General features: G+C 54.4%; 23 protein-coding genes. 5 read left to right on the top strand and 18 right to left on the bottom strand.

Annotation, left to right across the window (positions count from 1 at the left end; genetic code table 11):
• Positions 1-84: 84 nt before the first annotated feature.
• The 7 genes from gltA to hmeg3_RS08745 form a co-directional block, all read right to left on the bottom strand.
• Positions 85-1,386 (bottom strand): citrate synthase, encoded by a 1,302-nt coding sequence (gene gltA / locus hmeg3_RS08775; protein ID WP_094563387.1) that lies wholly within the window; start codon positions 1,384-1,386, stop codon positions 85-87.
• Between the two features lie 192 nt (positions 1,387-1,578).
• Positions 1,579-1,848: a succinate dehydrogenase assembly factor 2 gene (locus tag hmeg3_RS08770; protein ID WP_050477245.1), complete on the bottom strand. Its 270-nt coding sequence runs from the start codon at positions 1,846-1,848 to the stop codon at positions 1,579-1,581.
• 161 nt (positions 1,849-2,009) lie between these two features.
• Complete coding sequence (locus tag hmeg3_RS08765; RefSeq protein ID WP_007876492.1) at positions 2,010-2,720, bottom strand: succinate dehydrogenase iron-sulfur subunit; 711 nt, start codon at positions 2,718-2,720, stop codon at positions 2,010-2,012.
• A gap of 11 nt (positions 2,721-2,731) precedes the next feature.
• A complete protein-coding gene (gene sdhA / locus hmeg3_RS08760; RefSeq protein WP_094563386.1) occupies positions 2,732-4,510 on the bottom strand; it encodes a succinate dehydrogenase flavoprotein subunit in 1,779 nt (592 codons plus the stop codon).
• Positions 4,511-4,512: 2 nt separating this feature from the next.
• Entirely contained in the window at positions 4,513-4,878 is a 366-nt protein-coding gene (gene sdhD / locus hmeg3_RS08755) for a succinate dehydrogenase, hydrophobic membrane anchor protein (protein WP_050477247.1), read from the bottom strand.
• 2 nt (positions 4,879-4,880) lie between these two features.
• A complete protein-coding gene (gene sdhC, locus hmeg3_RS08750) occupies positions 4,881-5,291 on the bottom strand; it encodes a succinate dehydrogenase, cytochrome b556 subunit (protein ID WP_050477248.1) in 411 nt (136 codons plus the stop codon).
• 143 nt (positions 5,292-5,434) lie between these two features.
• The gene (locus tag hmeg3_RS08745; protein WP_094563385.1) at positions 5,435-6,220 is read right to left on the bottom strand and encodes a GntR family transcriptional regulator; all 786 of its coding nucleotides are present in this window, start codon (positions 6,218-6,220) and stop codon (positions 5,435-5,437) included.
• Between the two features lie 424 nt (positions 6,221-6,644).
• Between hmeg3_RS08745 and hmeg3_RS08740 the strand changes: the two genes are divergently transcribed.
• From hmeg3_RS08740 to hmeg3_RS08720, 5 genes are all read left to right on the top strand, one after another.
• Positions 6,645-7,634 (top strand): malate dehydrogenase, encoded by a 990-nt coding sequence (locus hmeg3_RS08740; RefSeq protein WP_007876481.1) that lies wholly within the window; start codon positions 6,645-6,647, stop codon positions 7,632-7,634.
• A 67-nt stretch (positions 7,635-7,701) separates the two neighbouring features.
• Complete coding sequence (locus tag hmeg3_RS08735) at positions 7,702-8,736, top strand: CoA ester lyase (protein WP_094563384.1); 1,035 nt, start codon at positions 7,702-7,704, stop codon at positions 8,734-8,736.
• 29 nt (positions 8,737-8,765) lie between these two features.
• A complete protein-coding gene (locus hmeg3_RS08730) occupies positions 8,766-9,272 on the top strand; it encodes a hypothetical protein (RefSeq protein WP_094566219.1) in 507 nt (168 codons plus the stop codon).
• 133 nt (positions 9,273-9,405) lie between these two features.
• Positions 9,406-12,099, top strand: coding sequence for an aconitate hydratase AcnA (acnA, locus tag hmeg3_RS08725; RefSeq protein WP_094563383.1), 2,694 nt, complete (start codon positions 9,406-9,408; stop codon positions 12,097-12,099).
• Between the two features lie 210 nt (positions 12,100-12,309).
• Positions 12,310-13,536 carry a DUF2863 family protein gene (locus tag hmeg3_RS08720; RefSeq protein ID WP_094563382.1) on the top strand — a complete coding sequence of 409 codons (1,227 nt, stop codon included), beginning with the start codon at positions 12,310-12,312 and terminating at the stop codon, positions 13,534-13,536.
• Between the two features lie 349 nt (positions 13,537-13,885).
• Here hmeg3_RS08720 and hmeg3_RS08710 read toward each other — a convergent pair whose 3' ends face one another.
• The 11 genes from hmeg3_RS08710 to hmeg3_RS08660 form a co-directional block, all read right to left on the bottom strand.
• Positions 13,886-14,380: a chemotaxis protein CheW gene (locus tag hmeg3_RS08710; RefSeq protein WP_369828864.1), complete on the bottom strand. Its 495-nt coding sequence runs from the start codon at positions 14,378-14,380 to the stop codon at positions 13,886-13,888.
• A gap of 34 nt (positions 14,381-14,414) precedes the next feature.
• Complete coding sequence (gene cheA, locus hmeg3_RS08705) at positions 14,415-16,547, bottom strand: chemotaxis protein CheA (RefSeq protein ID WP_094563381.1); 2,133 nt, start codon at positions 16,545-16,547, stop codon at positions 14,415-14,417.
• Between the two features lie 55 nt (positions 16,548-16,602).
• Complete coding sequence (locus tag hmeg3_RS08700; protein WP_007876463.1) at positions 16,603-16,968, bottom strand: response regulator; 366 nt, start codon at positions 16,966-16,968, stop codon at positions 16,603-16,605.
• Between the two features lie 152 nt (positions 16,969-17,120).
• Positions 17,121-17,675: a chemotaxis protein gene (locus tag hmeg3_RS08695; RefSeq protein WP_094563380.1), complete on the bottom strand. Its 555-nt coding sequence runs from the start codon at positions 17,673-17,675 to the stop codon at positions 17,121-17,123.
• 43 nt (positions 17,676-17,718) lie between these two features.
• A complete protein-coding gene (gene motB, locus hmeg3_RS08690; RefSeq protein WP_094563379.1) occupies positions 17,719-18,651 on the bottom strand; it encodes a flagellar motor protein MotB in 933 nt (310 codons plus the stop codon).
• Positions 18,652-18,684: 33 nt separating this feature from the next.
• Positions 18,685-19,545 (bottom strand): flagellar motor stator protein MotA, encoded by an 861-nt coding sequence (gene motA, locus hmeg3_RS08685; protein WP_094563378.1) that lies wholly within the window; start codon positions 19,543-19,545, stop codon positions 18,685-18,687.
• Between the two features lie 175 nt (positions 19,546-19,720).
• A complete protein-coding gene (locus tag hmeg3_RS08680; protein ID WP_094563377.1) occupies positions 19,721-20,497 on the bottom strand; it encodes a class I SAM-dependent methyltransferase in 777 nt (258 codons plus the stop codon).
• 63 nt (positions 20,498-20,560) lie between these two features.
• Positions 20,561-21,142, bottom strand: coding sequence for a flagellar transcriptional regulator FlhC (flhC, locus tag hmeg3_RS08675; RefSeq protein ID WP_094563376.1), 582 nt, complete (start codon positions 21,140-21,142; stop codon positions 20,561-20,563).
• A 128-nt stretch (positions 21,143-21,270) separates the two neighbouring features.
• Positions 21,271-21,588 carry a flagellar transcriptional regulator FlhD gene (gene flhD, locus hmeg3_RS08670; RefSeq protein WP_007876449.1) on the bottom strand — a complete coding sequence of 106 codons (318 nt, stop codon included), beginning with the start codon at positions 21,586-21,588 and terminating at the stop codon, positions 21,271-21,273.
• A gap of 512 nt (positions 21,589-22,100) precedes the next feature.
• Positions 22,101-23,273, bottom strand: a complete 1,173-nt coding sequence (locus hmeg3_RS08665) for a cystathionine beta-lyase (protein ID WP_094563375.1) — start codon at positions 23,271-23,273, stop codon at positions 22,101-22,103.
• Positions 23,274-23,349: 76 nt separating this feature from the next.
• A complete protein-coding gene (locus hmeg3_RS08660) occupies positions 23,350-23,760 on the bottom strand; it encodes a hypothetical protein (protein ID WP_232511934.1) in 411 nt (136 codons plus the stop codon).
• Between the last annotated feature and the right edge of the window lie 2 nt (positions 23,761-23,762).

Raw genomic sequence — 23,762 nt, 5'->3', positions numbered from 1 at the left:
ACCGTCATGGCCGCCGGGCAACTAACAACGATTTGATGACTGCATGATGACAAACCCTTCCAGGCCTGCCATCAACGACATCAATTAACGTTTGTCGATTGCCGGAACGTCGCGTTTTGCGGAGCCCACGAACAATTGACGTGGACGACCGATTTTTTGCTCTGGATCGGAGATCATTTCGTTCCATTGAGCGATCCAACCCACGGTACGCGCCATGGCGAAAATGCAGGTGAACATCGAAGTCGGGATGCCCAGCGCGCGCTGAACGATACCGGAGTAGAAGTCGACGTTCGGGTACAGCTTGCGGGACACGAAGTAGTCGTCTTCCAAAGCGATCTTTTCCAGTTCCATGGCCAGCTTGAACAATGGATCGTCATGCAGACCCAGCTCATTCAGGACTTCGTAGCAGGTTTCACGCATCAGCTTGGCGCGTGGATCGTAGTTCTTGTAGACGCGGTGACCGAAACCCATCAGCTTGACGCCGGAGTTCTTGTCCTTGACTTGCTTGATGAACTCAGGAATCTTATCAACCGAACCGATGCTTTCCAGCATGGTCAGTGCAGCTTCGTTGGCGCCGCCGTGAGCAGGGCCCCACAGACACGCGATACCTGCAGCGATACAAGCGAATGGATTGGCACCCGACGAACCGGCCAGACGGACGGTCGATGTCGATGCATTTTGCTCGTGATCAGCGTGCAAGATCAGGATACGGTCGAGTGCGCGCACCAACACTTCGTTGACCTTGTACTCTTCGCATGGGTTCGCGAACATCATGCGCATGAAATTGGCGCTGTACGACAGGTCGTTACGTGGGTACACGAACGGTTGGCCGATGTTGTACTTGTATGCCATGGCGACCAGAGTCGGCAGCTTGGCGATCATGCGGATCGCAGAAACATCGCGATGCACGGGATTGCTGATGTCCAGCGAGTCATGGTAGAACGCCGACAATGCGCCGACCGAACCGGTCAGCACAGCCATCGGGTGAGCGTCACGACGGAAGCCGCGGAAGAAGAAGTTCATTTGCTCATGCACCATGGTGTGCTGAGTCACAGTGCCGACGAATTCTTCTTTTTGTGCTGCAGTCGGCAGTTCGCCGTGCAACAACAGATAGCAGGTTTCCAGGAAGTCGCAATTGACAGCCAATTGCTCGATCGGGTAACCGCGGTACAGCAGCTCGCCCTTGTCGCCGTCAATGTAGGTGATCGACGAATTACATGCCGCAGTCGACATGAAGCCTGGATCGTAAGTGAACTTGCCGGTGGCGCCGTACAGTTTGCGGATGTCGATGACATCCGGACCGATCGTGCCCTTGTAGACGGGAAAATCCAGGGATGGCGTACCGTCGGAAAACGACAGGGTCGCTTTGATATCTGAGGTGGGCATAGTTCTTCCTTCAGCTGTGATGATGAATCGTTAATCAAAAATCGCAAATCAACCGCTTTAGAGCCTGTTGCAAAATGAACTTCACTTGCCTGCACCCTGTTCTTCAGAATGCCCGCCAACTTCACTTTGCAACAGTCTCTAATACAACGCCGGCCGCTTTTGAACCAATATTGCCAGAACTCTGGAGAACGTTCAGGCGCTACGCAATTTCTTGAGCAAGGCATGGACTTGGGGCAAGTCCACCGCTGCTTCAGGCTCCTTGCGAACAAGGAGCAAGTCCATCAGGTCGTTATCGCCAAGATCCATCAGGCGGGAAAACGCATCGACTTCGTCGTCGCTCATGCTCTCTTCATTCGCGTCGAGAAAACGCGTCAGAATGAGATCGTTCTCCAGCAATCCACGACGGGCGCGCCAGCGCAGGCGTGCACGTTTGGCGGGGTCGTCTTGATGGCTTTGGGACATGGATTCAATTCACTTCTAAGTAGTACAACTTGTGCGATCGAGGCAACAACAGCGCGCCGTCGACCACCACAAACTTCAGCGTTCTCGGCCAAACAAACGGACCAGCACGAAAACACAAGTTAAAGGCGGGAGTCGCCTCCCGCCTTTTCAACACTCACTTCTTATACTGCGCGGCGAACCATCAGTTCCTTGATCTTGCCGATTGCCTTGTTCGGGTTCAGACCCTTGGGGCAGACATCGACGCAGTTCATGATGGAACGGCAACGGAACAGACGATACGGATCTTCCAGATCGTCCAGACGCTGGCCGGTCGCTTCGTCGCGGCTGTCCGCAATAAAGCGGTATGCCTGCAACAAACCTGCCGGGCCGACGAACTTGTCCGGATTCCACCAGAACGACGGGCACGAAGTCGAGCAGCATGCGCACAGAATGCACTCATACACGCCATCGAGTTCTTCACGCTGTTCAGGCGATTGCAGACGCTCTTTTTCAGGAGGAATGCTGTCGTTGATCAGGTAAGGCTTGATCGAATCGTATTGCTTGAAGAAGTTGGTCATGTCGACGATCAGATCGCGGATCACCGGCAAACCTGGCAACGGCTTCAGAACGATAGGCTCTGACAGCTCGTTCAGGTTGGTGGTGCAGGCCAGACCGTTCTTGCCGTTGATGTTCATCGCGTCGGAACCGCACACGCCTTCACGGCAGGAGCGGCGCAGCGCCAGCGAATCATCCACGTCGGACTTGATACGCTGCAGAGCATCCAGCAGCATCTTGTCGGTTGGCTTCAACTCGACGGTCAGATCTTGCATGTACGGCTTTTCGTCCTTGTCCGGATCGTAGCGGTAGATTTTAAATTTCAGAGTACGTGTCATGTTCTGACCTTTTAGAAAGTACGTGCTTTAGGTTTAAATGTTTCGACTGTCAACGGTTGCATGTTGACTGGTTTGTAGTCGAGACGATTCCCCTCGGAAAACCACAGTGTGTGCTTCAGCCATTCGACGTCGTCGCGCTTTTCGTAATCACGATGAGCGTGCGCGCCGCGCGATTCCTTGCGGGCAGCTGCGGAAGTGATGGTTGCCTTGGCTGTTTCAATCAGGTTGTCCAGCTCCAGTGCTTCGACACGTGCTGTGTTGAAGACCTTGGATTTATCCTTGAACGAAACATGCTTGCGGCGCTCATCCAGTTCCATGATTTTTTCACGGCCTTCGTTGAGCAACTCGTCGGTACGGAACACGCCGCAGTAGTGCTGCATTGTGGCGCGAATCGAGTTGGCGACATCCTGCACGCGTTCGGAACCAGTGCTGCTTTCCAGGCGTGCCAGACGCTCCAGCGCACGGTCGGCAGCATCTGCCGGCAGATCCTGATGACTGCGATCTTGCAACTTGCTCTCGACAATGTGATTGCCGGCAGCGCGACCAAACACCACCAGATCGAGCAGCGAGTTGGTGCCCAGACGGTTGGCGCCGTGAACCGACACGCAAGCGCATTCGCCGATCGCATACATACCCTGCACGACTTCCTTGTACGAACCATTCTTTGGCACAACGACCTGACCATAGACGTTGGTCGGGATACCACCCATTTGATAGTGGATGGTCGGCACGACGGGGATAGGCTCCTTGGTCGCATCGACGTTGGCGAACTTGTGGGCAATTTCCAGAATCGACGGCAGACGCTTTTGAATCGTGTCGGCGCCGATATGACGCAGATCCAGCAGCACGTGATCCTTGTTTGGACCAACGCCACGGCCTTCCTTGATTTCCTGATCCATCGAGCGCGAAACGAAATCGCGCGGCGCCAGATCCTTCAGCGTCGGCGCATAGCGCTCCATGAAACGCTCGCCATTGCTGTTGATCAGAATGCCGCCTTCGCCGCGCACGCCTTCAGTAATCAGCACGCCCGCACCAGCCACGCCGGTCGGGTGGAACTGCCAGAATTCCATGTCTTGCAGCGGCAGACCTGCGCGCGCCGCCATACCCATACCGTCGCCGGTATTGATGAAGGCGTTGGTCGATGCAGCCCAGATACGGCCTGCGCCACCAGTTGCAAACAAGGTTGTCTTGGCTTGCAACATCATGACTTCGCCGGTTTCCATTTCCAGCGCGACGACACCGAGGACGGTACCTTCTTGATCGCGGATGATGTCGATCGCCATCCACTCAACGAAGAAGTGAGTCTTGGCGCGTACGTTGCGCTGATACAGCGTGTGCAACAGTGCGTGACCGGTACGGTCGGCTGCCGCACAGGCGCGTTGCACCGGCTTTTCACCAAAGTTTGCAGTGTGACCGCCGAACGGACGTTGATAAATCGTGCCGTCCGGATTACGGTCGAAAGGCATACCGAAGTGTTCCAGCTCGTAGACTGCCTTCGGTGCTTCGCGGCACATGAATTCGATGGCGTCCTGGTCACCCAGATAGTCCGAACCCTTGACGGTGTCAAACATGTGCCAGTACCAGTTGTCTTCCGACATGTTACCCAGCGATGCGCCGATGCCGCCTTGAGCAGCAACCGTGTGCGAGCGGGTCGGAAAAACTTTGGACAACACCGCAACGTTCAGACCGGCTTCAGCCAGTTGCAACGAAGCGCGCATACCGGATCCGCCGGCGCCGACAATAACCGCATCAAAGCGGCGTGTAGGGATTGTGGATTTGATAGCAGCCACGATTACATTCTCCACAAAATCTGCGCCGCCCATCCGGCACATACGATCAGCCACAGGATAGTGGCAACTTGCAACACCAGACGCACAGCGACCGGCTTGACATAATCCATCCAGATATCACGCACACCAATCCAGGCGTGGTAGAACAAGGCCATGAAGGCTGCGAACGTCGCCATCTTGAACCACTGATGCGAGAACATTGCTGCCCAGCCGTCGTAAGAAAAACCGCTGGAAGTCAAAAAGCAAACCAGCAGGACGACAGTGTACAAAGCCATGACGACGGCGGTGGCGCGCTGGGCCAGCCAGTCGCGCATGCCGTAGTGAGCGCCCACGACGAGGCGCTTCGATCCGATATTATTGTTTGCCATTTTTAGAATGCTCCGAACAGTTTCAATGCCACAACGATCACCAGCGCGATGCTGACAACCAGAACGCCGCTCGACGACTTGCGTGCGCTGTCCTTGTCCAGACCAATATGGTTATCCATGATCAGGTGGCGGATGCCGGCACAGAAGTGGTGGAGATAAGCCCAGGACAGGGCCAGAATGATCAGCTTGACGAACCAGTTGGAGGCAAAGCCCTTGAGGTAGTCGAAGGTACCCTCGGAGAGCAGGCTGTTATCCAGCAAATACAGGATGAACGGCAACATCAGGAACAAAAACAACCCACTGACACGGTGCATGATCGACACCAGAGCAGCCAGCGGCATACGGTAACCAGCAATTTGGGTAATGTTAATGTTACGAAATTGTGGCCGTGGTGGTTTAGCGGCTTCAGACATAACAAGGTTCTCCTCAGATTTAAAACAATCCTGCAATTTTCGCCGATTTCATGAACGTTCACCAACACTTATTCTGCTTCGCAGCAAATTAAGCTTTCCCCCAGACAGCAGACGGATGCGAGCAAAGACCTGGCCTTACTCGCTTAATTCAGCTCACTCTGATAGTGATGATTCAACGTCAAATACAAGCCGCGCCGCATTTCGACAGGCTTGTCGCCGTACGTATACGAAGCGCGATCGACACTCAACAAAGGCGTTTGGGGTGGCACCCCCAGAAATCCCGCAGACTCCGGATCCGCCCCCACGGCACGAATCTGCTCAGCAGCGCGAATCATGCGTGTCCCGAATTCCGTTTCAAACAGGCCGTACAGCGGCCCCTTATATTCCATCAGACGTTCCGCGGTCAGCCCTTTGAAAATCAGACCGGGCAACCAGATATCTTCAAGTATGGTCGGAACGCCGTTAAAGGATTTTACCCGTTTGATGAAAATGACGGAGTCACCCGATTTAATATCAAGCTGGCGCGCCACTTCAGCGGGCGCGCGCATGCGCTTGACTTCAATAATCTTGTTTTCCGCGCGTTGCGGCTCATCCACATCCGCCGTCAGACGCAGGAAACGGAACTGCGCATGCGTTTCATGATGCGTGGCAACAAACGTCCCCTTACCCTGCCGGCGCACGACCAGATTTTCAGCTGCCAGCTCGTCGATCGCCTTGCGCACGGTTCCCTGGCTCACCTTAAAACGGCTGCCAAGCTCAACTTCGCTGGGAATCAATTCGCCAGGCTTCCACTCGCCCGATTCCAGACGCTGGGTGATTAAAGCCTTGATTTGCTGATAGAGGGGACTAAAGGTAGGAGCTGCTCCAGCAACACTGGTGCCCACGCTTTGCGCGTCGCTGTTGTTCAGATTGGGCAGACTGGAGCTCATAACCCCAAATTTGACCACAAAAACCCTACCCTCGTCCAGCAAAAAGTACTCAATAATATGTCTTATATAAGATATAAGATAGTGATTGACAGAGCACCCGGGCAAGCCTACACTCGCGGGCATATTCGGCGACGAGTACACCCAGAGCAGACACATACATCAACAGATCGACCTGCACTTACATAACGCGCGCAACATCCACGCGATTTGCTCTGTCAGATCTCTGCTGAAAATCGGCGAAACAAGCTGACCACGTGCGCTTTTCGACGGTATGATTACAGTCTCTTAAGAATACGAAGTAATTGCCGGCATCTTCCGAGATGCCGGCAAGAAGCCCCGAAGCAGCCGCAACTGCGAAGTTCGGACCAAATTGAGGCTTCATAGCAGCATTAAACGCTTTCTATCACCACTTTGGAGATTCAACATGGCTAAAGCCCCCAAGCGTGTTGCCGTTACCGGCGCCGCCGGTCAAATCGGTTACTCCCTTCTCTTCCGCATTGCTAACGGCGACCTGCTGGGTAAAGACCAGCCAGTGATCCTGCAGTTGCTGGAAATCCCGGATGAAAAAGCGCAAAAGGCCCTGAAGGGCGTCATCATGGAAATCGATGACTGTGCATTCCCATTGCTGGCCGGCGTGACCGCGCACAGCGACCCGATGACAGCATTCAAGGATGCCGATATCGCCCTGCTGGTTGGCGCACGCCCACGCGGCCCAGGTATGGAGCGCAAGGACCTGCTGGAAGCCAATGCACAAATCTTCACCGTGCAAGGCAAGGCTCTGGATGCCGTTGCTTCTCGCGACGTCAAGGTTCTGGTCGTCGGCAACCCAGCCAACACCAATGCTTACATCGCCATGAAGTCGGCGCCGAATCTGCCGGCCAAGAACTTCACCGCCATGCTGCGCCTGGACCACAACCGCGCGTTGTCGCAAGTTGCGGCCAAGATCGGCCAACCGGTTTCGGCAATCGAAAAGCTGTGCGTCTGGGGCAACCACTCGCCAACCATGTACGCCGACTACCGTTTTGCGACAGCAGACGGCAAGCCGGTCAAGGATCTGATCAACGATCAGGTCTGGAACAAGGACACTTTCCTGCCAACAGTCGGCAAGCGCGGCGCGGCAATCATCGAAGCGCGCGGCCTGTCCTCGGCAGCTTCGGCAGCCAATGCAGCAATTGATCACGTGCATGACTGGATCCTGGGCACCAACGGCAAGTGGACCACCATGGGTGTTCCATCGGACGGCTCCTACGGTATCCCTGAAGGCACCATGTTCGGCTTCCCGGTCACGACCGAGAACGGCGAATACAAGATCGTCCAAGGCCTCGAAATCGACGAATTCTCCCAAGAGCGCATCAACATCACGCTCAAGGAATTGTCGGAAGAGCGCGAAGGCGTCAAACACCTGGTCGGCTAATTGACCAGCACGCGGCGGGCTCGTACAGCCGCCGCGTCATTTTGCATACATTCGGAATTCAGCAGCAATGCATCCCACCCAGGTCTTGTTCCCAGGCACCCGACAACCGGTCTCGATACCGGTCTGCGATCATTACGCCGGCTCCGAAAAGCTGATGCGCAAGTCGATTGCCCTGCAACAAGAACTCGGCCCGATTTTTGATATCACGCTCGACTGCGAAGACGGCGCCAGCGCCGGCAACGAAGTCGAACACGCGCAACTGGTTGGCTCCTTGATCGCCGGCGATGACAATCGCTTTGGCCGCATCGGTGCCCGCGTGCATGACGTCACCAGCCCCTTTTTCGAACAAGATGTCGCGACGATCTGCGCTACCGCCGCCGTTGCGAATATCCCGCGACTGGCTTACCTGATGCTGCCCAAGGCGGACAGTCTGGCCGATGTTCAACGCGCCATTGCCACCATTTCTCGTCACACCAGCGAAGCCGGTCGCCGCACGCCGCCGCTGCATGTGCTGATCGAGACCCACGGTGCCTTGGAAGATGTGCGCCGGATCGCCGCGCTGCCACAAGTTGAATCACTGTCCTTTGGTGTGATGGACTTTGTATCCGCGCACTACGGTGCGATCCCGAGTACCGCGATGCGCTCGCCTGGCCAGTTCACGCACCCGCTGGTAGCGCGCGCCAAATTGGAGATTTCTGCAGCCTGCCACGCACACGGCAAAGTGCCGTCGCACAACGTGACCACCGACATCAAAGATGCCGCCGTGGTTACGGGCGATGCCGGCCGCGCAGCACAAGAATTCGGCTACACCCGGATGTGGAGTATCCATCCAAACCAGATCAAAGCGATCGTGCAAACGCTCTCGCCAGCCGACGATGAAATCGGCGAAGCGGCACAAATCCTGCTTAAAGCCAGGGATGTGCAATGGGGGCCGATACAACACGACGGCACGTTGCATGATCGTGCGAGTTATCGCTATTACTGGAGCATTCTGCAGCGCGGTCACGCCGGCGGCGCTGCTTTACCCGCGGCAGTTGCACAGTGGTTTGCAGAAACCAGCACAGCAGCAACCGCACCGATTTCAACCACCCTGCAACATTGAACATTAACGAAGATCAATTGACCCGCAAGATGAAAAAATACCTGACCGCCCTGACACTCGTAAGCGCCCTCTTCGCTGTCGGCATGCCACAAGCATTCGCCGAAACAGCCCCGGCCACCACAAAAGCAAAAAAGACCGCCAAGAAGAAAGCGCCTGCCAAGGCTGCTGCCGCACCTGTTGAAAAAATGCCGCTTTCGTCCGACGCAGAGGACGATGAAAACGAACCGGAAATCGGCGGCACCAAGTCAGCCGATTTCAACTGCGAAATGGGCAACAAGCTGACCATCTACAAGAACGATGATGACGACAAGCACATCGCCATTCGCTGGAACAAGCGCGTCAATCGCCTGACCCGTGTCGTGACCACCACCGGCGCCAACCGCTTTGAAAACCGCAAGGTTGGCCTTGTCTGGATCGGCATCCCTGCCAAGGGCATCCTGCTGGATTCCAAGAAGGGTCAGCAACTGGCCAACGAATGCAAGAATGTAGAACTGCCGACGGCTCAAGCGCCGGCAGCAGCGGCACCGAAGAGCTAAGCAGCAAACAGGTAACAAGATTCAGCACGAATTTATCAGTAGAGCAGTCCCGTATTTGCTGCGCAACTTGGCTTCACAGGTTTCGCAGCGCAAGCAAACACTTATACCATCCGTAATCTAAGGAGAAGAGGCCATGTCCCGCAACACATTGAACACCCTAAAGGAATTCAAGATTTCTGGTTCCAAGAAAGGCAAGTTCTACTCCCTGCCCGCCCTGGAAAAGAAACTCGGGATCAACATCTCCCGTCTGCCAGTGTCGATCCGTATCGTGCTGGAATCCGTCCTGCGTAACTGCGACGGCCAGAAAGTGACTGAAGAGCACGTCAAGCAATTGGCGAACTGGGGCGCCAAGGCTGCCCGCGTTGACGAAATCCCGTTTGTGGTTGCACGCGTGGTGCTGCAAGACTTCACCGGCGTTCCACTGCTGGCCGACCTGGCCGCAATGCGTAACGTCGCCAACAAGCTGGGCAAGAACCCAAAGAATATCGAACCGCTGGTTCCAGTGGATCTGGTTGTCGATCACTCCGTACAAATCGACCACTTCCGGGAAAAGAAAGCGCTGGACCTGAACATGAAACTGGAATTCGAGCGCAATAACGAGCGCTACCAGTTCATGAAATGGGGCATGCAGGCATTCGACACCTTCGGCGTGGTGCCCCCAGGCTTCGGCATCGTTCACCAGGTGAACCTGGAATACCTGGCCCGCGGCGTGCACAACAAGACTGGCGTCTACTATCCAGACACGCTGGTCGGCACTGACTCGCACACCACCATGATCAACGGTATCGGCGTAGTCGGCTGGGGCGTGGGCGGCATCGAAGCGGAAGCCGGCATGCTGGGCCAACCGGTTTACTTCCTGACACCTGACGTGGTCGGCGTGAACCTGACCGGCGCGCTGCGCGAAGGTTGCACCGCAACCGATCTGGTGTTGACCATCACCGAACTGCTGCGCAAGACCAAGGTTGTGGGCAAGTTTGTCGAATTCTTCGGCGAAGGCACCAAGTCGCTGTCGCTGACCGACCGCGCCACCATCGCCAACATGGCGCCTGAATACGGCGCGACCATGGGCTTCTTCCCAGTTGATGAAGCAACTATCGACTACTTCAAGGGCACCGGCCGCACCAAGGCGGAAATCGACGCGTTCGAATCCTACTTCAAGGCACAAAACCTGTTCGGTATTCCAAAGGCGGGCGACATCGACTACACCAGCGAAGTGTCGCTGGATCTGGGTACCGTTGCACCGTCGCTGGCTGGTCCTAAGCGTCCGCAAGACCGTATCGAAATCGGCAACGTCAAGTCGACCTTCGCCGACCTGTTCGTCAAGCCGGTTGCAGAAAACGGCTTCAACAAGAAGATTGAAGATCTGCCAAAGGCATACACCAACGCCGACGGCGTCGATGTCAAGAACGGCGACGTGCTGATCGCTGCGATCACCTCGTGCACCAACACATCGAACCCAAGCGTGCTGCTGGCAGCCGGCTTGCTGGCCAAGAAGGCTGTTGAAGCCGGCCTGAAGGTTGCTCCGCACATCAAGACTTCGCTGGCGCCTGGATCCCGCGTTGTGACCAAGTATCTGGAAGCAGCCGGCCTGTTGGGTTATCTGGAAAAACTGGGCTTTGGCGTGACCGCTTATGGTTGCACCACTTGCATCGGTAACGCCGGCGACCTGACACCAGCAATGAACGAAGCGATCGTCAAGAACGACATCGTCGCCTCCGCAGTGCTGTCGGGTAACCGCAACTTCGAAGCGCGTATTCACCCGAACATCCGCTCGAACTTCCTGGCGTCACCTCCGCTGGTCGTGGCTTACGCCATCGCCGGTAACGTCAATGTCGACCTGATGACACAACCAGTCGGCAAGGGCAAGGGCGGCAAGGAAATCTTCCTGGGCGACATCTGGCCGACTTCGCAAGAAATCGAAAAGCTGTTGAAGTTTGCGATGAACGCGAAGGTCTTCAAAGAGAACTACGCCGACGTCAAGGGCGCACCAGGCAAGCTGTGGGAAGCCATCAAGGGCGTCGCCAAGGGCGAAGTCTACAATTGGCCGACATCGACTTACATCGCTGAACCGCCATTCTTCGAAAACTTCACTGAAGTGCCGACAGCAGCTGCAACCGGCATCACCGGCGCACGCGCCCTGGGCGTATTCGGCGATTCGATCACGACCGACCATATTTCCCCGGCCGGTTCGATCAAGGACTCCAGCCCAGCCGGCAAGTGGCTGCAAGCCAACGGCGTGTTGAAGGCAGACTTCAACTCGTACGGCTCGCGTCGCGGTAACCATGAAATCATGATGCGCGGCACATTCGCCAACGTGCGTATCAAGAACCTGATGGTGCCGGGCGTTGAAGGCGGCGTGACTGTTCACCAACCGACCGGCGAACAAATGGCGATCTATGACGCAGCCATGAAGTACGTCAACGACGGCGTGCCAACCATGGTGTTCGGCGGCGAAGAGTACGGTACAGGCTCCTCGCGTGACTGGGCTGCCAAGGGTACACAACTTCTGGGCGTGAAGGCTGTGATCACTCGCTCCTTCGAACGTATCCACCGCTCGAATCTGGTCGGCATGGGCGTGTTGCCACTGCAATTCATCGGCAACGACAGCGTGCAGACTCTGGGCATCACAGGCGAAGAAACTTTCGACCTGAAGGGCCTGGAAGGCGAAATCAAGCCACAGCAAGAAGCAACTCTGGTGATCCATCGCAAGAACGGTGAAACCAAGGAAGTCAAACTGCTGTTGCGCATCGATACACCGATCGAAGTTGACTACTACAAGCACGGCGGTATTCTGCCATTCGTGCTGCGTCAACTGCTGGCAGCTTAATCACTGCCAGCAATCACAGTGGAAACGTCCTGCTTTGCGGGACGTGCAGCAAACAAAAACGCCGGTTTCGACCGGCGTTTTTTTATGGGCCGGCGTCTTGAGCGCACGCGCCTATGCATCTGTAAAAGTGCATGCCTGACGGCAATCCCCGAGGCGATGTCGAATCAACTACAATAGATATTCCTACCATTTGATTGTCGATATTTCATCATGCGCCGCCCCGCCAAACGTTCCTCCTCCAGGTTGTCCGCTGAAAGTCAGCGCCTGGTCAATTCATCACAAGCGGTCGCCGGCTCCACCAGTCGTCTGGAAGAAAGAGCTTGGGAGCGATCCCTCGATCTGCTGCTGCATAAACAACTGAAAAGCGCGCATCAAGGCATGATCGACTCCGCGCTGGATCATCTGTTCAAATCCGATCTTGAAGCCTACGACGTGCTGGTTGAGGCCGTAGAAGCCAACAGCGAAGCATGCGCGCTTGAATATGACGGCAAACTCTATAGCGTGCAATTGCTGGCGCTGCCGGTGTTGGCGTGGACACGCTTCAGCATCGCCTCCGGTAACCTGCCGGCCGACGTTCGCAACGGCTTGTTCGCCCACTTGCACGCCCATGTTCTGGCAGACAACGCCCATCTGGCGCTGGCGCCGACCCTGTATGCGATCGAGCAGTTGCCACGCCATCATGCAGATGTATTTGCTCTTGCTCAACGCATGGGGCAGGCAGCCCTCAAACAAAGTCAGCCGCAACTCGCCTTGGAACAAACGCCTACCGCACCTTTCCTCGCCGATACACGTTATATGATCGCTGCAGTGGCAGTACCGACCGGCACACCATTGTTCCGATGGCAGATGGATGAACACGCATCGGTCATTCACGAAAAAGAGGCAGCCCTCAAAGCGTGGACGACTCAAGCAACTCCATTACTGACCAGCTTCCTCCCTGGTTGTAATGTAGAACTACTGCTTCCGCAGCCGTATTACTTTGCTTGCCGCGAAGCGGACAAGCGCATCCGCCCTGCCGCAATTCGCGCTGCCGACCATTACCTGACCCACACCTTGGGCGTTGCCTCCTCGGAGCTGCACGCCAACATCGGCAGCTTCTGCGAGAACATCAACGGCCAAATCGATGAATATCGCATTGGATTCAATCTGGCCGATGATGATGGCATCGTCTACGGCATTGTGTGGCCTTTGTACGAGCAGGAGGATGGCGATGAGGTACGCGACCTATCCGAGCCAGAGAGCGCCAAAACGCCGATAGAAGAAATTCTGGAGGTTTTGCGCGAGTGCGGCATTGTCCACATCAAACTGCATGCGGAGCGCTATACGATGGAGTTCTGCGATGATTGCGGCACGCCGCTATTCCCGGCGCCGGATGGCGATCTGGTGCATGCGGAAATGCCGGAAGACGTACCTGCGTCGACGGAACACTTCCACTAAGCTCAAAAGCCACGCAGACATCTGCGATCGGGCTCACCGCCCTCACTGCCACTTGATCGGCATACGTCATCCATGCCAGTCGAGGTCAGGGGTCAGGGGTCAGGGGTCAGGGGTCAGGGGTCAGGGGTCAGGGGTCAGGGGTCAGGGGTCAGGGGTCAGGGGTCAGGGGTCAGGGGTCAGGGGTCAGGGGTCAGGGGTCAGGGGTCAGGGGTCAAAGAACAGGCTTCTCACGCAGTACCCATGACCAACTTGAGTCATGGTTACACACGTTATCCCGCACAAAATAAAAGAGCACACGCCGCAGAGCCATGCGGCGTGTGCTCTTATCAGAAGCTGTATTAGCTGTTGCTTACGCTGCCAGCTTTTCGATCAGGCCCATATCGGCGCTGGACATCAGCTTGTCGATATCAACCAGGATCAGCATGCGCTCATCCAGTGTGCCCAGACCGATCAGGTAGTCGGAGTCAAACGTGGTGCCCATTTCAGGCGCCGGCTTGATTTGTTCTGGCGACAAGGTGATCACGTCCGAAACGCTGTCTACAACCATACCGACCACACGACCGGAGATATTCAGGATGATCACGACGGTGAATTGATCGTATGTCGGTTCGCCCAGCTGGAACTTGATGCGCATGTCGACGATAGGAACAATGATGCCGCGCAGATTGACGACACCCTTGATGAAGTCAGGCGAGTTCGCGATACGAGTCACGGCTTCATACCCGCGGATTTCCTGGACTTTCAGGATATCGATACCATACTCTTCCTTGCCCAAAGTAAAGGCGAGGAATTCATTTCCCGTGCTGTCGGCTTTTTCGCCAAAGCCGGAAATAGTTTTCGACATGTTGTCTGACATGATAAATGGCCCTTATAAAAAATCAGGAAAATACGGATTCATCGCTTAACTGCCTTGTTGATCGCAGCAAAGCGGCAACATCTATGATTAAGGCAACGCCGCCGTCACCCAGAATAGTAGCACCAGAAATCCCTGCAACCTTACGATAATTGGATTCCAGGTTCTTGACAACAATTTGCTGCTGGCCAATCAAATCATCGACGAATAATGCAGCTTTCTTGCCATCTGATTCCAAAATAACCACCAATCCCTGCGAAGGGTCGGTAAAAGTCGATTCAATATTGAAGATCTGATACAGCGGCAGCAAGGGCAGATATTCGCCGCGAACCTTGATAACCTTGCCTTGGCCGCTGATTTCCTTGACGTCCTGGGTTGCCGGCTGCAACGACTCGACCACGTAGCCAAGCGGCAATATGTAGATTTCATGGCCGATGCGAATCGACATGCCATCCAGAATCGCCAGCGTGAGCGGCAAGGAAATGGAAATAGTCGTACCAAAACCCTTGCTGGAGCGAATATCGACTGCGCCGCCCATGGCTAGAATATTGCGTTTGACCACGTCCATACCCACACCACGGCCGGAAACGTCAGTAACTTGCTCGGCAGTGGAGAACCCAGGCTCGAAAATCAACTGCCAGACATCGCTATCGCTCAGATTGTCCGAGACGCCCATGCCTTGCTGCTTGGCCTTGGCCAGAATCCGCTCGCGGTTCAATCCACCACCGTCATCAGTCACTTCGATGATGATATTGCCGCCTTGATGTTCAGCCGACAGCGATAACGTGCCGTAATCCGTCTTGCCGGCCGCGAGGCGCGTTTCCGGAATTTCAATCCCATGGTCAATACTATTGCGCACCAGATGGGTCAGCGGATCGACGATACGTTCAATCAGTCCCTTATCCAGCTCGGTCGCAGCGCCATGCGTAACAAACTCGACGCGCTTGTTCAGCTTGGCAGCAAGATCACGCACCATGCGCGGGAAACGTGAGAACACGTAGTCCATCGGCATCATGCGTATCGACATGACAGACTCCTGCAGGTCACGCGTGTTACGTGTGAGTTGACTGACGCTGTTCAGCAAATGTTCATGCAGCATCGGATCCAGAGTACCGGTGCGCTGCTCGATCATCGCCTGGGTGATAACCAGCTCGCCGACAAGATTGATCAGTTGATCCACCTTTTCGATGCCGACACGAATCGAAGACGATTCGTGAACCGGCTGTTTTTCGCCCTTGGCTTTCTTTTCGCCGGCATGTTCACTCACCGCCAACGCAGGAGGTTCGTCGTGATCACCATGCGCAGCGGTTTCTGCCGCCTGCTTGGCTTGCTCGACGTCACCCTGCGGGACGAAAGGCTCGAAGAAACCGTAGCCACGCTCCTTATCCGTCGCGTTCACCGGTACAAAGGGTGCAAAGAACCCATAACCACGCTCTTCATCGGTGGCATCTTGCGGCACAAATGGCGCAAAGAACCCATAACCCTGCTCTTCTTCCTTCGAGCGCGCAGCAACAGCCTGAGAAATCTTCAGGTCGTCGGCATTGACAAGGAAGGAGCAAATTTCATGAATGCTGTCGGCGCCTTTAGTCGTATCCAGAATGAAGACACAGCGCCCTTCTTCTGCCTCGGTTTTTTCAATCGTTCCGAGAAGACCCAGCTCTTGCTGCAACGCCTCGAGCTCACGCTCGGCAAGCTGCGGCAATTCAATGCGATAACGGCTCATGCCGCCAGAGCCAGCGGGTGTTTGTGACGCAGCCGCCTTTTTACCGGCCCCTTCGGATAGGGATTGCAGCAGCATACGGACATCGGCAACAGCCTCCAGATCGACGGTCGCACCATGGCGATGCCCATCAAGCATGGATTTCAGAATATCCTTTGCCGCCAAAAATGCATCGACGTGCTGACTGGTCAATGCCATCTGCCCTTGGCGAATACGGTCCAGCAAAGATTCGAGTACGTGCGTTATTTCGGTAATGTCGGTCAGGCCAAACGTAGCCGATCCGCCCTTGATCGAATGGGCCGCACGAAAGATCGCGTTCAGATCTTCGTCGTCGGGATCCGACACATTAACGGCCAGCAGAAGCTTTTCCATTTCGGCAAGGCCTTCCTCGGCCTCGTCGAAAAACACCTGGAAAAACTGGCTCATATCAATGGTCATGATTGGGCTCCGTCATAGATGCTTTAGGTGTATTTTTTATCGTTAATTATTGACACTAGCCGATGACTTTTTTAACCACTTCTGTCAAACGCTGCGGATCGAAAGGCTTCACCAGCCAGCCATTAGCGCCGGCGGCTTTACCTTTGGCCTTCATTTCGTCGCTGAACTCTGTCGTCAGCATCAGGATAGGTACGCGTTGATAGCTGGTCAGTGCGCGCAAGGAGCGAATCAGCGTCAGACCATCCATACGCGGCATATTCTGATCGGTCAGCACCAGATCGAACGTCTGCAGCTTCGCTTTGTCCAGCGCATCTTGCCCGTCTACCGCTTCGGTAACCTGATAGCCGGCTGCCTTCAGGCTGAACACCACCATCTGGCGCAGTGACCCCGAGTCGTCTACCGCAAGAATTGTTTTAGACATTTTTACTCCCTGTTCTTTGTTTGCGGGTCTGAGTTTGCCCAACTCATTATGCCGCATCCATTATCAAAAATTACTATCACACGTGTAAATTCAGCTTACTGCTCAGATCACCGATCAAGCTTGCTGAACATGCATATTGAGGCGGCGTTGAATTAAAACAATTCGATATCGCCGCTCTCCATCCGTGTTTGCCGTACTGTTTTCCACAAGCCGTTTTCGAGCGCTGTCAGACGCTCTTCCATCGACTCGACCGTATTTTTCAGCAGGCCCTCCAACTCCTCAATCGACTGAGAACCATCTGGAGTGATTTCAAAACTGTTGGCGCTCAACACGCCCAACGCATCACGCAAACCAATCACACGGCGCACGATCCGCTCCAGCAATTGGCTTGTCATATCCTGGAATTGCAGGCCCGTAACTGCTGCATTGACATGCACGGTGATCTCGTCCTGCATTACCTTGAGGCGACCGACATCGTCAGCAGACAAGGTGCCCTTGCCGGCCATGACGACTTCGAGTTCTTTTTGTTGCGCAAGTACGGCTGTATGCAATTCCATGAAGCTGGAACCCAGCTTCTCGATGGCTTCGCCGAGAAGGATGTTGGTCTGCACCAGATCCGTCTCGACTTCCGTCAATTGCCTGCTTCCGCCGCTTGCCGTATCGAGCAACAAACGCTTGAGTTCTTGCCGCATTTTAGGTGTCGACATGCAAAGCCCTCCTTTTCAATTGGGCCTGGTGTTTAAAGTCCAGTTAATTCTTGACGGGCTGTTCGCTGAGACCATCTTTCACGTCCGAATCAGACGTTACATCCAGAGATGACGATCCACCATTTTGTACCAACTCTTCAGCCTTCTTGTTCATGACGATGATGCTGATGCGGCGGTTGATCGGATTGAAAGGATCTTCCTTATCCAACAGCACCGCAGAAGACAACCCCACTACGCGCAGCACCTTGGATTCATCCATCCCGCCGGAAATCAGTTCGCGACGCGATGCATTGGCGCGGTCGGCGGACAACTCCCAGTTGCTGTATCCCTTTTCACCACTGGAATACGGCGTGGCATCAGTATGCCCGGAGAGACTGATCTTGTTGGGCACGTCGTTTAGCGTTTTGCCGATCTCACGCAAGATTTCACGGGTGTACGGTTGCAGTTGCGCACTGGCCAGGGCAAACATCGGACGGTTCTTTTCGTCCACGATCTGGATACGCAAACCCTCAGAGGTAATGTCGATCAACAATTGATTCTTGAATTGCTTCAGTGTCGGGCTGCTGTCGATGGCGGTTTCGATACGCTTCTTCAACTCATCCAGACGCTGGCGCTCTGCTTTTTCGAGTTCGGCCTGAGCAGCGCGTACGCTGCGCTTGTTGACGACTTCATTTTCGCCCTTGCGCAATTGACCTTCCTGACGCGTCAGATCCTTACCGCCGCCGGGTAACACCGTATTGGCGTCACCGCTGCCTGAGCCACCGGCCATCGCTACTTTCAGGGGAGTTTTGAAATATTCGGCAATACCGTTGAGGTCACCCTTCGCGGTCGAGCCAAGCAGCCACATCAGCAGGAAGAACGCCATCATCGCCGTCACGAAGTCGGCGTAGGCGATCTTCCAGGCGCCGCCGTGATGACCGCCGCCGCCCTTCTTGATGCGTTTAACAATAATGGGACGTAGCCCTTCGTCGGCCATGCCTTACTCCTGCTGATTACGGGTCATGTCGGATTACTTGCCTTTTGCCTGTTTGACGTGCTCTTCCAACTCAAGGAAGGAAGGACGTTCTGTCGAGAACAGGACCTTACGACCGAATTCGATCGACAAGGCAGGAGCATACCCATTCAAGCTGGCGAGCAATGTAACTTTGACGCATTGATAGATCTTGGTCGACTCATGGAGTTTTTGCTCCAGCAAGCTCGACAATGGACCCACAAAGCCGTATGCAAGCAGAATACCGAGGAAGGTACCGACCAGCGCATGGGCGATCAGCATACCCAGTTCGGACGGTGGAATACCCACCGATTCCATCGTGTGCACCACGCCCATCACCGCCGCCACAATACCGAACGCCGGCATACCGTCGCCGAGCTTGGCAATACAATGAGCTGGAATTTCGCCTTCGTGATGATGGGTCTCGATTTCGTTGTCCATCAGATTCTCGATCTGAAACGCATCCATGTTCCCCGACACCATCAAACGCAGATAGTCGGTCATGAATTCGATCAGATGGTGATCTGCCAGAACGCCCGGATATTTGCTGAAAATCGGGCTGGCTTCCGGTTCTTCGATATCGCCTTCGATTGACATCAAGCCCTCTTTACGCGACTTGGTCAGAATTTCGAACATCAGCGACATCAGCTCCATGTACAGAGCTTTGGTGTAAGTCGACCCCTTGAAGACCGTCGGCAGCGCCTTGAGCGTCGCCTTGATGGCCTTGTTGTTGTTACCGACAAGAAAAGCACCACCCGCCGCGCCGCCGATCATCAGCAGTTCGATTGGTTGAAAGAGTGCCCCTAGATGCCCCCCGGCCATTGCAAATCCGCCGAAGACGGACGCCATGACGATCACATATCCAATTATGACTAACAAGTGCCTACTCCCGTCCCAGTGGCGTTCAGTGTTTTTTACCTGCTATCAGGTTACATGCAATCTTCTCAAGCAAATGATGGAATACATGACCGAAAGAGGGCTTTCATTTTCAATTACGACACCAAAGATAAAAACTTGATAACGTGAGTTGAATGTAACACAGCTCTTTTTTGTTTCACATATACCAACCATATAAAACCGGGCCCTTTTCCTTCGGCTGTACGGCGATACTCGGCTTGACTCCCTCGATGATGAATTCATAGCTCAGCAATAACGTGCCCGAACGCATTTCCACCTTCGCCTTGTTCCATAATGCCGTCATTGCTGCTGGCGACAGGTACGCAAAAATTACGTCGTAGTCCGCAAAATCCAGCAAGGTATAGTCACCGCGGATAAAACTGCCACGACTGCCTGTCAGCAAAGCCCGCACATGACTGACCAGCCAAGGCAGGGGCGCCAGTTCAATCCCGACAAAACGGCTGTTCTGCCTGACGCGCGACAAATACAATACCGCCCCACCCAGACCGCTACCGATATCGATGACCTTAAGAGGCCGATCCACCGGCAATAGCTCTGCCACCGCATCCCACACCGGACGCCCGGACGGATAGAACGGTACCTGGCTACGAAATGTCGACCAGAACAACAACAACAGAAACAGGAAAATGGCGAGGAAGAGCGCGGGAGGTAGCTGCAGCGAATTAACCAATACCGCTGCAGGCGGGAAAAACAAGAGAATCGGCATCCACCAGGACGCCATGCGACGGACGTAAGCAATACCAGCCGCCAACGCACCGTGCAAAAAAGCAAAAGGAATGGGAGTGACGTCAATGCCAAAGGTGTGCTTACTGACCTGACCGATCAGAAGCGCCAGCACCAGGGCTACGCATAAAACGATTAAAGCTTGTACAGCGGGCGCCTGCAGCAGAGATCTGCGCTGCCCCGACTCCATATCGGCCTCCAAGCCCTCACATTAAAGCCGACTATTTTACGACGATGAAACCAGAATTTAGGCTCAGGCGACAGCAGCCACCATCGGCAATGCCTCAACCATCGGAGCGGCAATCGCGTCTTTGGCCTTCTTGGTCTTGCCTGCACGTGAAGGCATGTGGCACAGCCCGCACAGATAATCCTGATGCAAGTCCAGACGATGCACAACAAAATGACCGCCGCATTTGCTGCAAGGCGTGGTCGTCAGCATCTTGCTTTCAAAGAAGCGCACCAGTGTCCATGCACGTGTCAGCGACAATACGGATTCATCGCCTTCAGCAACTTGGCCGGCCTGCTCAAGGTAGAGCTTATAGGCTTTCATCACTGCTTCGATGCCGGAAATCTTGGCGTACCCGACAAGGTACTTATGGATATTGATAAACAAGGAGGAATGAATGTTCGGCTGCCAGGTGATGAACCAGTCCGTCGAAAAAGGCAACATACCCTTTGGTGGCGACACACCCTTCAGCTCTTTGTAGAGCTTGAGAAGACGCTCACGCGACAAGGAGGTTTCAGACTCCAGCAATTGAAGACGCGCACCAAGATTGATCAGCTCAATCGCCAATTGAATCTCTTGCGCCTCTGTTATCACGCTCTTCTTAGCCATGAACAACCCCCGATATTTTTTTAATACAACCTGATCAACCTACTAACTCGACTTCGAACAATCAACGCCGAGCCACTCTCCGGGGTTGACTGCACAACCCCAACATACCACGAAGAATGCGGATTGCGTCAGGAAATTTGTTCGACTGGCTGACAAGCCATGAGAATGGCGGCGTGAGATTGCGCCAGCCCTTTATCTTTGTTGTAGTTGGTCAGCATACCGAGGATCGCACCGTCGTCGAAACGAAAGCGAGTCAACATCATGTTGGTGCCCGCGAGCTTGAGGATTTGAGCATTGCTCAAGCCTTGGATCATATCGGCGATCTCATCGCTGATACCAAGACGGAATATGGCTGTAGCTTTGTCAGAACGAATCATTTGCTGAGCCAACATCAAATAACTCAGATTTGCATCCCGAATTTCAGCCATCATGTCATTGGTATTCATTTGCACCCCCGCTCAAAATCAATTTACAACCGGTTACTTTTTCTTACCGGTAAGGCTGATTCTGAGGGGGCGAGGAAAGGCAGGAAATTAGTGATTGTCGGTATTTTTCGTCGGCAACGACCTACGCGACAAGTAAGACTTTGTCCTACAAAAACACCGCAAAAATTTTTAGAAAATCAAGAATTTTTTCCAAAACCTATGCTGGCATTAGCTCTTAGCTTGATCGGCACTGCGACCACAAAAAAAATTTCCGCAAAGAAATTAGAGTGAAAATTGAATTTATACTAATATTTTTTACATTTAAAAATCGGCGTGTTTTCCTACTTTGTTGTCCGTAAGCGACTACAAGAACCGCGAATAACACTCCATGTAACAGGCTTGTAACAAGAAAAGCACGAAGAATAGTTGAATTTTACAATTTATTACGGATTCCTGAGGCTTGGCAGCTTTCGGTAAAGCTGCAAATTGCCGCCTTTTCAACCAATCGCGCTCGCACGGACGACTTCAGATGACTACGCAGCCATCTTCTTCAGGCTTTGCTCGATATCCGCAATCAAATCTTCCACTGTTTCCAGGCCAATATTAAAGCGAACCAACCCACCCTGCTCTGTCCAGGTTTTACGCATGGTCTGCATGCGATACGGCACACATAAGCTATGCGCGCCACCCCAGCTGAAGCCGATCTTGAACAGACGCAGGCCATCGACGAAGCGATCAATCTGCTCTTCACTGAAGCGCGGATCAAACGTCACAGAAAATAAGCCCCCTGCTCCAGAGAAATCACGTAACCAGATATCGTGCCCCGGGCAATCCGGCAACGCCGGATGCAAGACCTTGCTGATTTCAGGGCGCTGTTTAAGCCAGCTTGCGACACGACGCGCGGCGGCATCATGCGCATCGAAGCGCAGACGCATCGAGGAGAGACTGCGCAAGACCATATAGACGTCATCCATGCCGACGCCAAAACCGAGCCGCATGTGCGCCAGCTCGATCTTGTGATTAATCTCATCGTCGTTCGTGATAACCGCTCCCATGAGCACGTCCGAACCACCCGACTGATACTTGGTCAGTGCTTGCATCACGATATCCACACCATGCTCAAAGGCCGGGAATACCAGACCGGCCGACCAAGTGTTGTCCAACGCTACCGGCACACCCTTGGCACGCGCGGCCTTGCAAATCGCAGGCACGTCGGAAACTTCCATGGATACTGAGCCAGGCGCTTCCGTCCAGATCAGACGGGTATTGTCTTGAATCAGATCGGCAATACCGGCGCCAATGAGCGGATCGTAAAACCGTGCAGTGATGCCGAAGTCGCGCTCCAGCCACATGGCCTGATCTTTGTTGGGACCGTAGACGTTGTCCGGCAACAGAACGTCATCGCCGGTTTTAAGGAGCGCAAAATTAACCAGTGTGATTGCGGCGAGACCGCTGGGTGCGATCCTGCAATGGCGACCGCCTTCAATCTCAGCCAGGCGCGCTTCCAGCGTGAAGGTCGTCGGTGTGCCGTGCAAGCCGTAGGTGTAGCCGCTTTTCTCTTTCCAGTTACGCGCGCGCATTGCGGCGACATTGGGGAAAAGCACGGTCGAGGCATGATGAATGCCGACCGGCAGTGCGCCAAAATTATCGGGTGGAACGTAAGCGCTGTGTACCAGCGCCGTCTGCGGAGAGAGTTTTTCTGCCACGAATTACCTCAGTTGCATCGGGTTGCTTTTTGACTATTTTTTGATTTCTTGAAATCGCACAGCGATCGTACAAGATTTATTGCAGGCCGGTTTTCAGAGAAAACGGTTTGGTGACCGCCCCGTCCAGCGTTGACCAGGTTCCGCTCAAAACACCGTTCTTGAAACTGCCTTCCCATTGGCCCGAAACGTCTTTGCCGTTATGAGATTCTTCCATCATCAAATCGTTCTGATCGACTTCGCCGGCCAACAGGATCTGTGATCCCTGTCCAAAAATGAAATACTGACCTTCCAAGCCGTCCTCATCCACCTTGGGCCGCAGACTGAGTTGAATCTTGTCGTCACCCAGAGTACCGCGCAGCACAATCGGCTTGCGGACGAGATCCTGCAAGCTTCCAGACACGACCGCCATGGTTACGCCGCCCGGCTGTTGCGCATCGGACGATGCGGCGGAAGTCAGTAACGCCAACGGCAGCAATAACTTCAGCACAC

The organism is Herbaspirillum sp. meg3 (assembly GCF_002257565.1).
GTDB lineage: Bacteria > Pseudomonadota > Gammaproteobacteria > Burkholderiales > Burkholderiaceae_D > Herbaspirillum.
This window is presented reverse-complemented; position numbering and strand designations above follow the sequence as displayed.

Coding starts and splice junctions, on each gene's coding strand:
- gltA (WP_094563387.1), bottom strand. CDS start 1,386: ATGCCCACCTCAGATATCAAAGCGACCCTGTCGTTTTCCGACGGTACG.
- hmeg3_RS08770 (WP_050477245.1), bottom strand. CDS start 1,848: ATGTCCCAAAGCCATCAAGACGACCCCGCCAAACGTGCACGCCTGCGC.
- hmeg3_RS08765 (WP_007876492.1), bottom strand. CDS start 2,720: ATGACACGTACTCTGAAATTTAAAATCTACCGCTACGATCCGGACAAG.
- sdhD (WP_050477247.1), bottom strand. CDS start 4,878: ATGGCAAACAATAATATCGGATCGAAGCGCCTCGTCGTGGGCGCTCAC.
- sdhC (WP_050477248.1), bottom strand. CDS start 5,291: ATGTCTGAAGCCGCTAAACCACCACGGCCACAATTTCGTAACATTAAC.
- hmeg3_RS08745 (WP_094563385.1), bottom strand. CDS start 6,220: ATGAGCTCCAGTCTGCCCAATCTGAACAACAGCGACGCGCAAAGCGTG.
- hmeg3_RS08740 (WP_007876481.1), top strand. CDS start 6,645: ATGGCTAAAGCCCCCAAGCGTGTTGCCGTTACCGGCGCCGCCGGTCAA.
- hmeg3_RS08735 (WP_094563384.1), top strand. CDS start 7,702: ATGCATCCCACCCAGGTCTTGTTCCCAGGCACCCGACAACCGGTCTCG.
- hmeg3_RS08730 (WP_094566219.1), top strand. CDS start 8,766: ATGAAAAAATACCTGACCGCCCTGACACTCGTAAGCGCCCTCTTCGCT.
- acnA (WP_094563383.1), top strand. CDS start 9,406: ATGTCCCGCAACACATTGAACACCCTAAAGGAATTCAAGATTTCTGGT.
- hmeg3_RS08720 (WP_094563382.1), top strand. CDS start 12,310: ATGCGCCGCCCCGCCAAACGTTCCTCCTCCAGGTTGTCCGCTGAAAGT.
- hmeg3_RS08710 (WP_369828864.1), bottom strand. CDS start 14,380: ATGTCGAAAACTATTTCCGGCTTTGGCGAAAAAGCCGACAGCACGGGA.
- cheA (WP_094563381.1), bottom strand. CDS start 16,547: ATGACCATTGATATGAGCCAGTTTTTCCAGGTGTTTTTCGACGAGGCC.
- hmeg3_RS08700 (WP_007876463.1), bottom strand. CDS start 16,968: ATGTCTAAAACAATTCTTGCGGTAGACGACTCGGGGTCACTGCGCCAG.
- hmeg3_RS08695 (WP_094563380.1), bottom strand. CDS start 17,675: ATGTCGACACCTAAAATGCGGCAAGAACTCAAGCGTTTGTTGCTCGAT.
- motB (WP_094563379.1), bottom strand. CDS start 18,651: ATGGCCGACGAAGGGCTACGTCCCATTATTGTTAAACGCATCAAGAAG.
- hmeg3_RS08680 (WP_094563377.1), bottom strand. CDS start 20,497: ATGGAGTCGGGGCAGCGCAGATCTCTGCTGCAGGCGCCCGCTGTACAA.
- flhC (WP_094563376.1), bottom strand. CDS start 21,142: ATGGCTAAGAAGAGCGTGATAACAGAGGCGCAAGAGATTCAATTGGCG.
- flhD (WP_007876449.1), bottom strand. CDS start 21,588: ATGAATACCAATGACATGATGGCTGAAATTCGGGATGCAAATCTGAGT.